This is a genomic window from Aeromicrobium sp. Root472D3 (assembly GCF_001426485.1).
Classification (GTDB): domain Bacteria; phylum Actinomycetota; class Actinomycetes; order Propionibacteriales; family Nocardioidaceae; genus Aeromicrobium.
Genome location: NZ_LMET01000003.1, coordinates 58,144 through 71,684 on the forward strand (window position 1 = coordinate 58,144; position 13,541 = coordinate 71,684).

A 13,541-nucleotide genomic window follows, 5' to 3' on the forward strand; every position below is an offset into this window, starting at 1 on the left:
GATCGTAGGGGGCCGCAGCCGCTGCGGGCGTCCACGGAGGCCCGGGGCGACAGTGCTTTCGGCTGCCGTTCACGCCCCGTTCACCGGGGGTCGCCGTCCGTTCACCCCGTCTCCCTAGGGTGGGGGGCATGCGCGATCAGTATTACGAACAGCTCGACGCCATCGTCGACGACCTGGTGGACCTGACCGGAACCGTGCGCGGTGCGGTCGCCGATGCGACGAAGGCCCTGCTCGAGGCAGACGGCCAGATCGCGGAGTCCGTCATCGCCGGCGACCGGCTCATCGACGAGGCCACCGAGACCATCGAGGAGCGCACGCTGCTGCTCCTCGCGACGCAGCAGCCGGTCGCGACCGACCTGCGCCAGCTCGTCGCGACCCTGCGGATGCTCGCCGACCTGCAGCGCATGGGCGATCTCTCGGTGCACGTCGCCAAGATCGCGCGTCGCCGCATGCCCGAGTCGGCGGTGCCCCTCAACCTGCACCCGACGATCCTGTCGATGGCGTCCGTCGCCGACTCGATGATCGACTCCGCCTCGCGCATCGTGGCCAACCGCGACGTCGCGAAGGCGGCGCAGCTCGAGGCCGAGGACGACGAGATGGACCTGCTGCGCAAGGACCTCTTCCGCGCGCTGCTGGCCGACTCGTGGGACCACGGGGTCGAGCCGGCCGTCGACATCGCGCTGCTGGGCCGTTACTACGAGCGCATCGGCGACCACGCGGTCTCGATGGCCCGCCGCGTCGTCTACCTGGTCACGGGCCAGCTGACCTGAGCCCGGCGGCGTCCACCCCGCCGCGGCTCGACGACAAGACCCCCACTGCCTGCCGCAGTGGGGGTCTTGTCTGTGCTGGTCGTGCGGGTGCTGGGGACGGGTGGTCGTCCTACTCGGACGCCGAGCCGCCGCCGCTGACGGCGTTCGGCACCAGTCCGTCGCCGCCGGCGACGTCGTCGTACTCGGCCGCGTGGTCGGCGCGGGCCACGACGGGGGCGTTGACGACGAGCTCGGGGGAGTCGCTGAACGTGAACGTGACCTTGACGTAGTCGCCCGGCTCGGCGCCCTCGCCGACGACGAAGACGCTGTCGGGCGTCTCGCCGCCCAGCGTCGTCAGGAGCTTGGACGGCAGCGACAGCGGCGACTTGGGCTTGGTGACCGTCAGGGACTCGCCCTGCTCGTCGGTGACGCTGACCCCGGTGAGCGTCTGCTCGTCGTCGAGGTTGTTGACCAGGCCGGCCGACACGGTGGCGGACCCGTCGCGGTTGCCGACGAGCAGCGTGTTGTGCGACTCGACGTCGCCGCGCTCGTTGGCGCCGACGGCCGGCTGGTACACCTGGTTGGTCTGCGCGCCGAAGCTCGTACCGCAGGCCGTGAGGGTCAGGCCGGCGACGACGGTCAGGGAGACGGCGGTCAGACGGCGACGTCGTACGGAGCTCACCAGTGCACTCTTTCGTCGGGGGAGGGGGGTCGGTCGGAACGGGCCCACACGGCCCACCCCGATGGTATCGGAGGTCCGCCGTGTCGGTGCCTTTGACCTGCTGACACATCGTCTGCTATGGCGTCCATCCCCTGAAAGCGCAGGGTCCCGCGTGGGTTCCTCATGGTATTCTTGGAATCTACGAAGGGTGTTTTCTCTATGACTTTTACTGTCGGCGAAACCGTTGTGTATCCCAATCACGGCGCTGCAGTCATCGAGGACATCGAGACCCGGACGATCAAGGGCGAGGAGCGTGATTACCTCGTGCTGCGCATCGTCTCGCAGAACGACCTGGTCGTTCGCGTCCCCGCGTGCAACCTTGATCTGGTCGGAGTTCGCGACGTCGTCGACGAGGCAGGGCTCGAGCGTGTCTTCGGGGTCCTGCGGGCCGAGCACGTCGAGGAGCCGACCAACTGGTCGCGCCGCTACAAGGCGAACCTCGAGAAGCTGCACTCCGGTGATGTCCTGAAGGTCGCCGAGGTCGTGCGCGACCTGTGGCGCCGCGATCACGAGCGCGGCCTGTCCGCCGGTGAGAAGCGCATGCTGGCCAAGGCCCGTCAGATCCTGGTCTCCGAGCTCGCGCTCGCCGAGAAGACCAACGAGGACAAGGCCGAGACCCGTCTCGACGAGGTCCTCGCATCCTGAGCTGAGCCGCCGCAGCCCCGGTTCCCGCCGTGCGGGGGCCGGGGCTTCGTCGTGCCCGCGCTGTGGGGCGGCTCAGCGGGGGACGACGAGGGCCGTGGCGATCGCCGCGATGCCCTCTCCGCGTCCGGTGAGCCCGAGGCCGTCGGTCGTCGTGGCCGAGAGGCCCACGGGGCCCCCGACGGCGTCGCCCAGCACGCGCTGCGCCTGCTCGCGGCGCGGGCCGATCTTCGGTCGGTTGCCGATGACCTGCACCGAGACGTTGCCCACCGTCCAGCCGTGATCGTGCAGGCGGCGGGCCGTCTCGACCAGGAAGTCGACGCCGGCCGCCCCCGACCACTGCGGGTCGGACGTGCCGAAGTGGCTGCCGATGTCGCCCATGCCCGCGGCACCGAGCAGCGCGTCGACGATCGCGTGCGCGACGCAGTCGCCGTCGGAGTGACCCTCGAGCCCCTGGGCCTCGTCGGGCCACGACAGCCCGGCCAGCCACAGCGGACGCCCGTCGACGAGTCGGTGGACGTCGGTGCCGATGCCGATGCGTGCTGAGGTCACCCCGCGATCATGCCATTTCGTCCGGCGGGGGTTGGCGCGGCGCGGGAGGATGGCGGGGTGAGAACCCGATCGACCGTCGCCGGTGTGCTGGCCGCCGCAGCAGCGCTCGCGGCGAGCGAGGCGCTCGCCGCGGTGCTCGACCTGCGCGAGTCGCCCGTGCTGTCGGTGGGGCAGTCGGTCATCGCCCTGACGCCCGGTCCGGTCGCCGAGGCGATCATCGGCGTCGTCGGCACCCGCGACAAGCCGCTCGCCGTCACGAGCGTCGTCATCGCGATCCTGCTGCTGGGCGGGCTCGTCGGGCGCTGGTGGCCGACCCGCCGGCTGGCGGCCTTCGGCCTGGTCGCGGTGCTGGTCGCCCTGGCGGCGGCCTCGGTGCTGACGCGGCCGTACGCCTCGCCCCAGGGCGTCTTCGCCGCGGTCGCGGGCGGTGTCGTGCTGATGGGCGTCCTGCAGCTGCTGCTGCCGCCGTCCCACGACCACGGCGCGCCGAAGGACGGCCAGCACGCCGGTCGCGAGGCCGACCACGATCCCTCGCGTCGCGTCTTCATCCGCACGGCGGCCCTGGTCGCCGCCGCGACCGTCGTCGTCGGCGCGGCGGGCCAGGCGCTCGCGTCGCGCCACCGGCGTCGTGAGGTCGTCGAGCGGGCCCGTGCCGCCCTGCGCATCCCGGCCCGCGCGGTCGTCGTGCCGGCCGGAGCCGATCTGCAGGTGCCCGACCAGACGCCGTGGCTGACGCCCAACCGCGACTTCTACCGCATCGACACCTCGCTGCAGGCGCCCCTGATCGACCCCGCCGAGTGGACGCTGCGCATCCACGGCCTGGTCGACCGCGAGCTGACCCTGACGTACCAGGACCTCCTCGACCGGGGCCTGACCGACGCGTGGATCACGATCTGCTGCGTCTCCAACGAGGTCGGCGGCGACCTGATCGGCAACACGGTGTGGGGCGGCGTCCCGATCAAGGGCCTGCTCGACGAGGTCGGCGTGCAGGACGGCGCCGACGCGCTGCTCTCGACGTCCGAGGACGGGTGGACGTGCGGCACGCCGCTCGACGCCCTGACGGACGGCCGCAACGCGCTGCTCGCCCTGACGATGAACGGCGAGCCGCTGCCGGTGCCCCACGGCTTCCCCGTGCGCCAGGTCGTCCCGGGGCTCTACGGCTACGTCTCGGCGACCAAGTGGGTCACCGACTGGGAGGTCACCCGGTTCGCCGACTTCGAGGCGTACTGGACGCAGCGGGGGTGGGGTGAGCGCGGGCCGATCAAGACCGAGTCGCGCATCGACGTCCCGCGCGACGGCAGCTCGGTCGGGGCCGGCCCCGTGACGGTCGCCGGGGTGGCGTGGGCGCAGCACGTCGGCGTCCAGGGCGTCGAGTTCCGTGTCGACGGCGGGCCGTGGCAGCCGGCGACGCTCGGCGTGGCCGCCAACGCCGACACGTGGGTGCAGTGGACGGGCGAGTGGGACGCCGGGCCCGGCGACCACACGATCGAGGCGCGGGCGACCGATGCGACGGGCGAGCCGCAGACCTCGAGGATCGCCGAGGTGCTGCCCGACGGCGCGACGGGCTACCCGCGCAGCAGCGTCCGCGTCAGCTGAGCCGCCCCGCGCGGCCTACCAGCGTGCGGTGTCGGCCGGCAGCTTCGTGCTGGTCGGTTGGACGACGTAGACGACGCCACCGCTGCCCTGCATCCACGCCTTCTCGAACTGCGCGCGGGAGTAGACGCGGCGCACGGACGAGTTCCTCGCCGCGGCGGGGTCGTTGACGATGACGTCGCCGGTCGCGGTGAACCCGCGCACGACCATCAGGTGGCCCGGCGTCGACGAGATCGGCGAGCCCGTCAGCTGGCCGCGGCTGAAGGCGACCGACGCGACGAGCGGGATGCCGGAGCGGATGAACGACTCGGCGTCGCGCAGGGAGTCCAGGCGCGTCACGAACGTGTCGAGCGAGTAGTTGGCGGCGTAGGCGGTGTTGAACGCCCAGTTGCCGGTGCCCTTGTACTGGTGGTCGTACGTGTAGCGCGCCGCGTGGTCGACGAACGAGTCGGCGTAGCGCGACCACGTGTAGGCCGCCTTCTTCGGGCCCTTGCCGTAGTAGCGCATGACCATCGACGTCGACGTCGGCGAGCACCACGCCTCGCCGCCGCCGCCCCACTGCGGGAACTCGCCGCGGTGGATCATCTGCGACGACATCGGCACCGCGAGATCGGTCGTCGCCGTCATGGTGGTGGCGCTGGTGCCGGTCGCGCGGGTCGTGTAGGTCGCCGCGACGGCGTTGACGGCGTGCAGCGTGGGGGTCGAGCGGCTGCCCTTGGGGCGGTGCAGCACGACGCGCACCTGGTAGGCGTCGAAGGCCCTGCCGGCGTTGGCCACGACGGTGTCGGTCGAGACGCGCGCGAGGTCGTCGGTCTGCGCCGAGTACGACGACCGCTTGACCCGCGACGTGCTGCCGGCCCAGCGGGCCACGGAGTCCCAGCTGCCGACCGACGAGCCCTTGCGCACCCGCACCTCGATGCGCGCCCACGTGCCACCCGGCGTCGTGACGCTCCACGACGGGATCAGCGACGTGGCGGCGAAGCCGGTCGACTGCCACGGGCCCTGCCACGAGGCCTTGTCGTACGACTTCTTGCCGCCCGAGACGCGGGGGTCCTTGTACCGGGTCGTGGACGTGCCGGAGCCGATCGTCATCTTTCCGGACTTCGCGGCCAGGCCCTTGGACGTTCCGAGGCGGAAGTCGGACGTGGACGTCCAGCGGTGGAAGGCGGTCTGGTCGGTCGCGGCCGTCGCGGGGACGGCGGAGACGACGCCGAGGCCGACGACGGCCGAGGCGAGCAGGGGAGGGATGCGGCGCATCGCACCATGGTAGGCCCCGAATGGGGCGCGTGGGGCTGATGTGACAGGTTGCCGTGCTCCGGACGTCATCGGGCCCGGTGCGCCGAGCCGATAGGGTTGTGCCGTGCCATTCCAGCTCTACGACACCGCGTCCCGGCAGATCCGCGCCCTCGACCCGGTGGTGCCCGGCCGGGTGTCGATCTACCACTGCGGGCTGACGGTGCAGGGCCCCCCGCACATCGGTCACATCCGCAAGGAGGTCGTCTTCGACGTCCTGCGCCGGTGGCTCGAGCGGTCGGGGCTCGAGGTGTCGATCGTCGCGAACGTGACCGACATCGACGACAAGATCCTGGCCAAGGGCGACGAGCAGGGACGTCCGTGGTTCGCGGTGGCGTACGAGAACGAGCGGGCGCTGCACGCGGCGTACGAGGTGCTGGGCTGCATCCCCCCGACGTACGAGCCGCGCGCCACCGGCGTCGTCCCCGAGATGATCGAGATGATGCAGACGCTGATCGAGCGGGGTCACGCCTACGCCGCCGAGGACGGCTCGGGCGACGTGTACTTCGACGTCCGCTCGTGGCCGTCCTACGGCGAGCTGTCGGGGCAGAGGGTCGACGACATGCTCAACGCCGAGGACGCGCCGCCCGAGGGCAAGCGCGACGGCCGCGACTTCGCGCTCTGGAAGGGCCACAAGGACGGCGACCCCGAGTCGGCCTCGTGGCCCACGCCGTGGGGTCGCGGACGTCCGGGCTGGCACCTCGAGTGCTCGGCGATGGCCGCCAAGTACCTCGGCCACGAGTTCGACATCCACGGCGGCGGGCTCGACCTGCGCTTCCCGCACCACGAGAACGAGCTCGCGCAGTCGCGCGCCGCGGGCCAGCCGTTCGCCCGGGTGTGGATGCACAACGCGATGCTCAACCTGGCCGGCGCCAAGATGTCGAAGTCGGTCGGCAACACGCTGATGGTCAGCGAGGTCGTCAAGCGCGTGCGACCCATCGCGCTGCGCTACTACCTCGCCGCCTCGCACTACCGCTCGATCGTCGAGTTCAGCGAGGAGTCGCTGGCCGAGGCCGCCACGGCGTTCGGCCGCATCGAGGGATTCGTCCGGCGGGCCGCGGCGCTCGCGGGACCGGGCGAGCCCGGCGACGTCCCGGCCGAGTTCGCCGCCGCGATGGACGACGACCTGTCGGTGCCCGCCGCGCTGGCGGTGCTGCAGGGGCACGTCACCGACGGCAACTCGCTGCTGACGGCCGGCGACACGGCGGGTGCCGGCGAGGCGCTGGCGCGCGTGCGGGGCATGCTCGACGTGCTCGGTTTGGACCCACTGTCCCCGACGTGGGATCGTGGGGGTGACGATGCCGCCCAGGTGCAGGTGATCGACGCCCTCGTCGAGGGCCTCCTCGAACAGCGCCAGGCAGCACGGGCCGCCAAGGACTTCGCCACCGCAGACCGCGTGCGCGACCAGCTCACGGCGGCCGGCATCGACATCGAGGACACGCCGCAGGGTGCGCGCTGGTCCGTGAAGGGTTGAGACCATGCCGGGCAACAGCAGGCGCAGAGGCGCCATCAACAAGAGCGGGAAGGGCAACCCCACCGCCGGTTCGGGCGGCCGCCGCCGTCAGGGGCTCGAGGGCAAGGGCCCGACGCCGCGCGCCGAGGACCGCCCCAACCACAAGCTCTACAAGATGAAGAACGCGACCGCCAAGCGCGAGCAGGCGCGGCCCAAGCGCGCCAAGCCGGGCGAGGCCGCCGAGTGGGTCGCCGGGCGCAACTCGGTGCTCGAGCTGCTGCGCGCGACCGTCCCGGTGCACGGGCTGTACGTCGCCGAGGGCACCGACCGCGACGAGAAGATCCGCGAGATCTTCAAGCTCGCCGCCGAGCAGCACGTCAGCCTGCTCGAGATCGGCCGCATCGAGCTGGACAAGCTCACGGGCGGGGCCGTCCACCAGGGCATCGCGGCCAAGCTGAACGCCTACGACTACGCCGATCCGCAGGACCTGCTCGACCTCGCGGCCGAGCGCGACGAGCCGGCGCTGATCCTGGTGCTCGACGGCATCACCGACCCGCGCAACCTCGGCGCGATCATCCGCTCGGCATCGGGCTTCGGTGCGCACGGCGTCGTGATCCCCGAGCGTCGCGCGGCGCAGATCACCGCCGCGGCCTGGAAGACGTCGGCCGGTGCTGCCGCCCGCGTGCCGGTCGCGCGCGTCACCAACATCACCCGCACGCTCAAGCAGTTCCAGGACGACGGCTGCATGGTCATCGGTCTGGCCGCTGACGGCACGGTCGACGTCGCCGACTCGCAGATGGTCGACGGCCCGCTGGTCGTCGTGATCGGCAGCGAGGGCAAGGGCCTGTCGCGCCTCGTCGGCGAGACGTGCGACGAGATCGTCTCGATCCCGATGAGCACGGGGCTCGAGAGCCTCAACGCCGGCGTGGCCGCGGGCATCGCGCTCTACGCCATCAGCCAGCAGCGCGGCTGAGCGCACCCGTACCCGGCCCCGATCGGGGCCGGGTGGGTCAGGTCACACGTCCGCGATGTGGCACGGCGACCGGACGCGAGAGGACCGAACTACCGTGGAGGACATGAGCGACGACGACACCGCGATGACCGACCCGGCCGTGCTGCAGAAGTCGTTCCGTGCCGCGATGGGCAACGTCGCCGCGGCGGTGTCGGTCGTGACGACGTTCCACGACGGCGCCCCGCACGGCGCGACGGTCAGCGCGTTCTCGTCGCTGTCGATGGACCCGCCGATGCTGCTGGTGTCCCTCGACAACCGGTCGAGGTTGCTCGCCAAGCTGGCGGTCGGTGCCCGGATCGGGGTCAACGTCCTGGCGGCACACCAGGAGCACGTGGCGATGCGGTTCGCGGGCAAGGGCGAGGACAAGTTCCTCGACGTGCCGTGGCAGCTCGAGGACGGTGCACCGGCGCTGACCGAGCGTCACGCATGGGTCGCCCTGACGGTCGCGCAGCTCGTCGTCGCGGGCGATCACACGATCGTGCTCGGCGACGTCGAGGCGGCCGACGCCTCGACGTCCTCGCCGCTGACCTACTGGCAGCGCACCTTCGGCACGCACCAGCGCTCCTGACGCACTGCTCAGCCGAGGACGCGGTCGAGGTAGGCGTTGCTGAACGTCCGGCCCGGGTCGAGCTCGTCGCGGACGGCCACGAAGTCGTCGAACCTCGCGTAGCGCCGCGCGAAGTAGCCCGCGTCGAGCGTGTGGAGCTTGCCCCAGTGCGGGCGTCCCTCGTGCGCCGTGAAGATGTCCTGCGCGGCGGCGAAGTACGCCCGGTAGTCGCTGCGCCAGTACTGGTGCACCGCGACGTAGCAGTTGTCGCGCTCGTGGCCCGTCGACATCCACACGTCGTCGGCGGCGGTGAACCGCACCTCGATGGGGAACGAGATGTTCTCGTGCCCCGCGCCGAACCACGCCGCGAGCTCGCCGAGCACGTGCGGCAGGGCCTCGCGGGGCATCGCGAACTCGGCCTCGCGGAACCGCACGTCGCGCGACGAGACGAACACCTCGAACGAGTCGTCGACGAACTCGCGGGCGCTCAGCACCGAGGCGGCGACGCCGTTGACGCGCGGGATCCACGACCTCCTGCGCGCGACGACGCGGTTGATGCCCTCGAAGGCGGTGTTGCTGAGCAGCTCGTCGTCGACCCACCGGCGGACGCGCCCGAGCGGACGGCGTGCCGTGCCCTCGGGGACGCGGTTGTTGCGCTTGGTCAGCGTCCTGGTGGTGTGCGGGAACCAGTAGAACTCGAAGTGGTCGTTGTCGTCGACGAGCGACGGGAGCTGCTCCATGACCGCGGGCAGCGCCATGGGCTCCTCGCGGGCGTGCAGCAGGAACGCCGGCACGCACTGCAGCGTCACCTCGGTGACGATGCCCAGCGCGCCGAGCGTCACCCGCGCCGCACCGAACCACGGGTGCTGCTCGTCGATCTCGAGGACGTCGCCCGCCGCGGTGACGAGCTGCACGGCCACGACGGCCGCCGAGATGCCGAACAGCCGGCCGCCGGTGCCGTGCGTGCCGGTCGAGATCGCACCGGCGACCGACTGGGGGTCGACGTCGCCGAGGTTGGGCAGCGCGAGCCCCCGGCCGCGCAGCAGGGGGTTGAGGTCGTGCAGCGAGATGCCGGCCTGCACGCGGACGCGCCGGGTCGTGACGTCGATTGCGACGATCGCGGTCATGCGGTCGAGCCGCAGCAGCACGCCGTCGGTCGCGCCGATCGTGGTGAACGAGTGGCTCGCGCCGATCGCCTTGACCGGCAGGCCCGCCGAGACGGCCTCGCGGACCGTCGCGACGACGTCGGCGGTCGACGTCGGGTGGACGGTGCGGACGGGGTGCGACTCGGCGCTGCGGCCCCAGTTCGTCCAGCGCTCGCGGGTGGCGTGCTCAGCCAAAGTTCTTCCCCTCGCCCCGGTAGGTCGGCACGGTCTCGACGGCGCCGGTCTCGTCGACCATCGCGACGGCGTCGAAGCGCTCGCACATCTCGCCGGCCTTGGCGTAGCGCATCACGACCCGGTCGCCGATCGAGAGCGTCCGGGCGGCGCGGCCCTTGACCGGGCTCTGCACCTCGCCGGCGCCCTCGGTGCCGATCGCGGTCAGGCCCTCGGGCCACGTCGGCAGCGGCTGTCGGTTCTTGGCGGTCGGGCCCGACGCGATGTAGCCGCCGGCGAACAGGGTCGCGACGTCCTTGGCCGGCCTGCGGACGACCGACAGCACGAAGTACGCGGCGGGGCGCGACTCGAAGGCGTCGTAGCCGTCGAACAGCACCGGCGAGAACAGGCCCGACCCGGCGGTCAGCTCGGTGATGGCCGGGTCCTGGCCCGTGACCTCGAGGCTGCCCGTGCCCCCGGCGTTGACGATCTCGAGCCGCGCGTGCTCGCCGACCGCGCGCACGACGGCGCCACGGCGCTCGAGCAGCTCGGCGGCCGAGCGCCTCTTGACGAGCCGGACGGCGGCCGACGAGTCGGGCAGGCCGGCGATCTGCGCGTCGTAGAACATCACGCCGACGAGGTCGAAGCCGCGACGCTGCTCGATCGCGGCGGCGAGCCGGCGGGCCTGGCGCGCGGTGTGGACGGGGGAGCGGCGGACGCCGAGGTGGATCGGTCCGAGCTTCAGCGATGCGTCGACGTCGAGGCAGACGCGGATGGCGGGGTGGTCGCGGCCGATGAGTGCGTCGACGTGGTCGAGCGACTCGATGCTGTCGACCATGACGGTGATCGCGGCGCGGCGGCGGTCGTCCGCGACCAGATCGCGCAGCGCCTCGCGGCTCGCGGTGGGGTAGGCCAGCAGGACGTCGTCGACGCCGTGGTCGACGAGCCAGTTCGACTCGGCCAGCGAGTACGACATGACGCCCGCGAAGCCGTCGCGCTGCAGCGTCCGCTCGACGATCGACCGCACCCGCACCGACTTGCTGGCCACGCGGATCGGGACGCCGCCGGCCCGGCGCACCAGGTCGTCGGCGTTGGCCCACAGCGCGGGGGCGTCGACGACGGCGAAGGGGGTGTCGATCTCGCTCGTCGCGTGCAGCAGCCGGTCGAAGGGTGCTTCCATCTCGTCAGTATGTCGCACCGGGGATCACCCCCTCGGCCGCCGATACTGGATGGATGCGCGCATGGATCGGAGCTCTCACCCTGGTGGCGGCGTCGTCCGTGCTGGGCGCCTGCACGTCGTCCGCCGACGGGCCCGCTCCGGCCCCGACGTCGCCCGCCCCGACGGCCGAGGCGTCGACGACCCTGACGGCCCAGGGCATCGACTGGCCCCGTGCGGGCTCGCCCCTGCCGGTGGCCGATCCGCCGGCGGCGCCGGACGGCTTCGGCGCCGCCCTGGTCACCCGCATGGCCGACGTCCTCACCACGTGGGCGGGTGCCACGACCGTCGACCCCGACGTCTGGCACGTCGAGACGCCCGCGGACGCCGTCGTCGACGCGCTGCCGCCGGCCGTGGGCGCGGCGCTGACCCGGCAGGCGGCCGACGCGGTCTCGCCCGGCCTCGCGGTGGCCAACGTCTTCGGCGACGACGTCGAGGTGATCGGCGAGCCCGCCGTCACGACGGCGTGGAGGGTGACGACCAAGGACGACGACGCGGGACAGCAGTACGTCGTCGTGCAGCTGCAGACGCGTGCGGCGTACGAGGTGCGGTTGGGCGACGACGGGCCCACGAGGGTCGTCGGCGTGCTGCGGGTGCACGGCCTCAGCGCGTACCCGGGCACGGAGGACGACTTCGGCGTCACGACGGGCTGGCAGGAGTTCGGCGCCGGCGACTGCGCCCTGGCCGTCGACGACGCGCTCGTGCCCGACAACGACCTCGACAAGGCCGCCGCCGACCTCGCGACGTTCGTCGACGTCGGCGACCAGCCGGACGTGCGCATGCCGGCGCTCGACGACGAGGAGAAGGTCGACGACGCCTACCGCGACCGCTGCCGCGACGGCACGACCTGATCGTGTGGCCGGGCCTGGCGCGGCCCCGGAGATGTCGGCACCTGGGGAGGTCGCGGGGTGCCGCAGACGTGCGCAACCGCCGACATCGTGTCGGGCTCGTTCGGCAACCCCCTACGATGGAGCTTCGGGCCCAGCCCGTACGCCTCTGTAGCTCAGTCGGTAGAGCGCCTTACTTGTAATAAGGATGTCGCGGGTTCGAATCCTGTCGGAGGCTCCCAGTCGTGGCGGCCTGCATCGTCCACCCGGCGCCGCCCGACAGCCGCGAGTCCGAGGCCGTCGAGGGTCGTGAGCAGCACGACAAGCGGATGGGGCGTGAGGTGCGCTCCGCATGGCGTCATCTGCGACAACCTGACCTGTCTCGCCGATAGTCTGCCGCCGTGAGGACACGACGGTGGGTGACGGCAGCGGTGGCGGCCGCGGTGACGGCAGGACTCTCCGGCTGCACGTCGGACGAGTCGCCGACCGCGCGGACCACCCCGGCCGCCGTCCGGACGGTCGATCCCGCCGACGCCACGATGCTGGCGTTCGGCGACTCGCTCGAGGTCGTCGCCGAGCTGCCGTCCACGGGCGACGGCGATCGGGTGCAGTACTCCTCGTTCGCCTCGCAGGACGAGGTGCTCGGCAGCGCCACGCCCGAGGAGGAGCAGCTCGTGCAGGGTCGGACCACGACCCAGTCACGGCCGGTGCTCTACGACCTGCGGTCGAAGGCCTTCACGGTCCTCGACGACAGCGACCGTCCTGAGCCGACGTGGGTCGTGAACGTCTCGGGCGATGCCGACACCATCGTGTGGGCCGAGGGATCGGGCACGTCGATCGACCACAGCAGGTTCACGGTGTATTCGCTCGACCGAGCCACGGGGCGGGCCGCGGCGCTCGCCGACTTCGACGACCCGGACGGCCAGATCGTCTACGGCTTCGATCTCGACGTGTTCGACGGCACGGCGTACTTCAGCACGCCGGCCTACCCGGCCAAGCGGGGGCAGGAGGCGGTCTACGCGGTTCCCGTCGACGGTTCGGCGAAGCCGCGCGTCATCGCGGAGGGCGGTGAGCAGCTGCGCATCCGCGACGGCGTCCTGACCTATCTCGAGCGTGACCCCCGCGACGACCGGGCCTACCCGGCGCGCCACGCGTACGACCTGCGGACAGGGACGACGACGCCGGTGCCGGTCAGCGAGCACGCCGACGAGGACGGCTTCTGCGGCGCGACCGTCGCGCAGACGTGGTCGGCGTGGTGCGTCAAGCGATCCGACGCGGCCGACCCGAAGGCGAGCCCGCACCTGACGATCCACGAGACGTCGGGGCGCACGACCGAGTTCGGGACGTTTCCCACGGCCGACCGCGGCCGCTTCGAGCCGTTCGAGCTGATGGACCTGGGCCGTTGGACGGCGGTCGGCACCGACACGTCCAACGGGCAACAGCGTGAGTACCTCGTCGACCTCGACACCGAGGAGATGCTGAGATTCCCCGGCAACACGTCGTTCGGTCGGACCAGTCCGGACGACTCGCGGGTGCTGGTGACCTCGTACGCCCGCGGGGGCGAGCCCGCGATGCAACGGGTCGTCGCCATCCCCGAGTAGCGGCGATCGGGAGCTGCGC

General features: G+C 72.1%; 13 protein-coding genes and 1 tRNA gene. 9 read left to right on the forward strand and 5 right to left on the reverse strand.

Annotation, left to right across the window (positions count from 1 at the left end; genetic code table 11):
• Nucleotides 1-128 precede the first annotated feature (128 nt).
• Nucleotides 129-770 (forward strand): phosphate signaling complex protein PhoU, encoded by a 642-nt coding sequence (gene phoU, locus ASD10_RS17350; RefSeq protein ID WP_056612015.1) that lies wholly within the window; start codon nucleotides 129-131, stop codon nucleotides 768-770.
• Nucleotides 771-879: 109 nt separating this feature from the next.
• Here the strand turns inward: phoU and ASD10_RS17355 are convergent, their stop codons facing one another.
• Nucleotides 880-1,431: a hypothetical protein gene (locus tag ASD10_RS17355; protein ID WP_056612017.1), complete on the reverse strand. Its 552-nt coding sequence runs from the start codon at nucleotides 1,429-1,431 to the stop codon at nucleotides 880-882.
• Between the two features lie 198 nt (nucleotides 1,432-1,629).
• Here ASD10_RS17355 and ASD10_RS17360 point away from each other — a divergent pair, with 198 nt between their 5' ends.
• A complete protein-coding gene (locus ASD10_RS17360; RefSeq protein WP_056612020.1) occupies nucleotides 1,630-2,115 on the forward strand; it encodes a CarD family transcriptional regulator in 486 nt (161 codons plus the stop codon).
• A gap of 72 nt (nucleotides 2,116-2,187) precedes the next feature.
• On the opposite strand, the gene ispF is transcribed toward ASD10_RS17360, so the two are convergent.
• On the reverse strand, nucleotides 2,188-2,664 hold the full coding sequence (gene ispF / locus ASD10_RS17365) for a 2-C-methyl-D-erythritol 2,4-cyclodiphosphate synthase (protein WP_056612024.1): 477 nt from the start codon (nucleotides 2,662-2,664) through the stop codon (nucleotides 2,188-2,190).
• Nucleotides 2,665-2,721: 57 nt separating this feature from the next.
• Between ispF and ASD10_RS17370 the strand changes: the two genes are divergently transcribed.
• Nucleotides 2,722-4,260 carry a molybdopterin-dependent oxidoreductase gene (locus ASD10_RS17370; protein WP_235502116.1) on the forward strand — a complete coding sequence of 513 codons (1,539 nt, stop codon included), beginning with the start codon at nucleotides 2,722-2,724 and terminating at the stop codon, nucleotides 4,258-4,260.
• Between the two features lie 15 nt (nucleotides 4,261-4,275).
• Here the strand turns inward: ASD10_RS17370 and ASD10_RS17375 are convergent, their stop codons facing one another.
• On the reverse strand, nucleotides 4,276-5,514 hold the full coding sequence (locus ASD10_RS17375; RefSeq protein ID WP_056612030.1) for a peptidase C39 family protein: 1,239 nt from the start codon (nucleotides 5,512-5,514) through the stop codon (nucleotides 4,276-4,278).
• A gap of 103 nt (nucleotides 5,515-5,617) precedes the next feature.
• Between ASD10_RS17375 and cysS the strand changes: the two genes are divergently transcribed.
• The 3 genes from cysS (at nucleotide 5,618) to ASD10_RS17390 (ending at nucleotide 8,583) form a co-directional block, all read left to right on the forward strand.
• Entirely contained in the window at nucleotides 5,618-7,024 is a 1,407-nt protein-coding gene (cysS, locus tag ASD10_RS17380; RefSeq protein WP_056612033.1) for a cysteine--tRNA ligase, read from the forward strand.
• 4 nt (nucleotides 7,025-7,028) lie between these two features.
• Nucleotides 7,029-7,976 carry a 23S rRNA (guanosine(2251)-2'-O)-methyltransferase RlmB gene (gene rlmB, locus ASD10_RS17385; RefSeq protein ID WP_056612035.1) on the forward strand — a complete coding sequence of 316 codons (948 nt, stop codon included), beginning with the start codon at nucleotides 7,029-7,031 and terminating at the stop codon, nucleotides 7,974-7,976.
• A 103-nt stretch (nucleotides 7,977-8,079) separates the two neighbouring features.
• Nucleotides 8,080-8,583: a flavin reductase family protein gene (locus ASD10_RS17390; protein ID WP_200938363.1), complete on the forward strand. Its 504-nt coding sequence runs from the start codon at nucleotides 8,080-8,082 to the stop codon at nucleotides 8,581-8,583.
• 8 nt (nucleotides 8,584-8,591) lie between these two features.
• Here ASD10_RS17390 and ASD10_RS17395 read toward each other — a convergent pair whose 3' ends face one another.
• Entirely contained in the window at nucleotides 8,592-9,902 is a 1,311-nt protein-coding gene (locus ASD10_RS17395; RefSeq protein ID WP_056612038.1) for a D-arabinono-1,4-lactone oxidase, read from the reverse strand.
• The gene (locus ASD10_RS17400; protein WP_056612041.1) at nucleotides 9,895-11,058 is read right to left on the reverse strand and encodes an alanine racemase; all 1,164 of its coding nucleotides are present in this window, start codon (nucleotides 11,056-11,058) and stop codon (nucleotides 9,895-9,897) included. Before ASD10_RS17400 ends, ASD10_RS17395 begins: the two co-directional genes overlap by 8 nt.
• 53 nt (nucleotides 11,059-11,111) lie before the next feature.
• Here ASD10_RS17400 and ASD10_RS17405 point away from each other — a divergent pair, with 53 nt between their 5' ends.
• The 3 genes from ASD10_RS17405 (at nucleotide 11,112) to ASD10_RS17415 (ending at nucleotide 13,522) form a co-directional block, all read left to right on the forward strand.
• Nucleotides 11,112-11,945, forward strand: a complete 834-nt coding sequence (locus ASD10_RS17405; protein WP_157432721.1) for a hypothetical protein — start codon at nucleotides 11,112-11,114, stop codon at nucleotides 11,943-11,945.
• A 141-nt stretch (nucleotides 11,946-12,086) separates the two neighbouring features.
• A tRNA-Thr gene (locus ASD10_RS17410) sits at nucleotides 12,087-12,159 on the forward strand.
• Between the two features lie 163 nt (nucleotides 12,160-12,322).
• Nucleotides 12,323-13,522: a hypothetical protein gene (locus tag ASD10_RS17415; RefSeq protein ID WP_157432722.1), complete on the forward strand. Its 1,200-nt coding sequence runs from the start codon at nucleotides 12,323-12,325 to the stop codon at nucleotides 13,520-13,522.
• Nucleotides 13,523-13,541 lie beyond the last annotated feature (19 nt).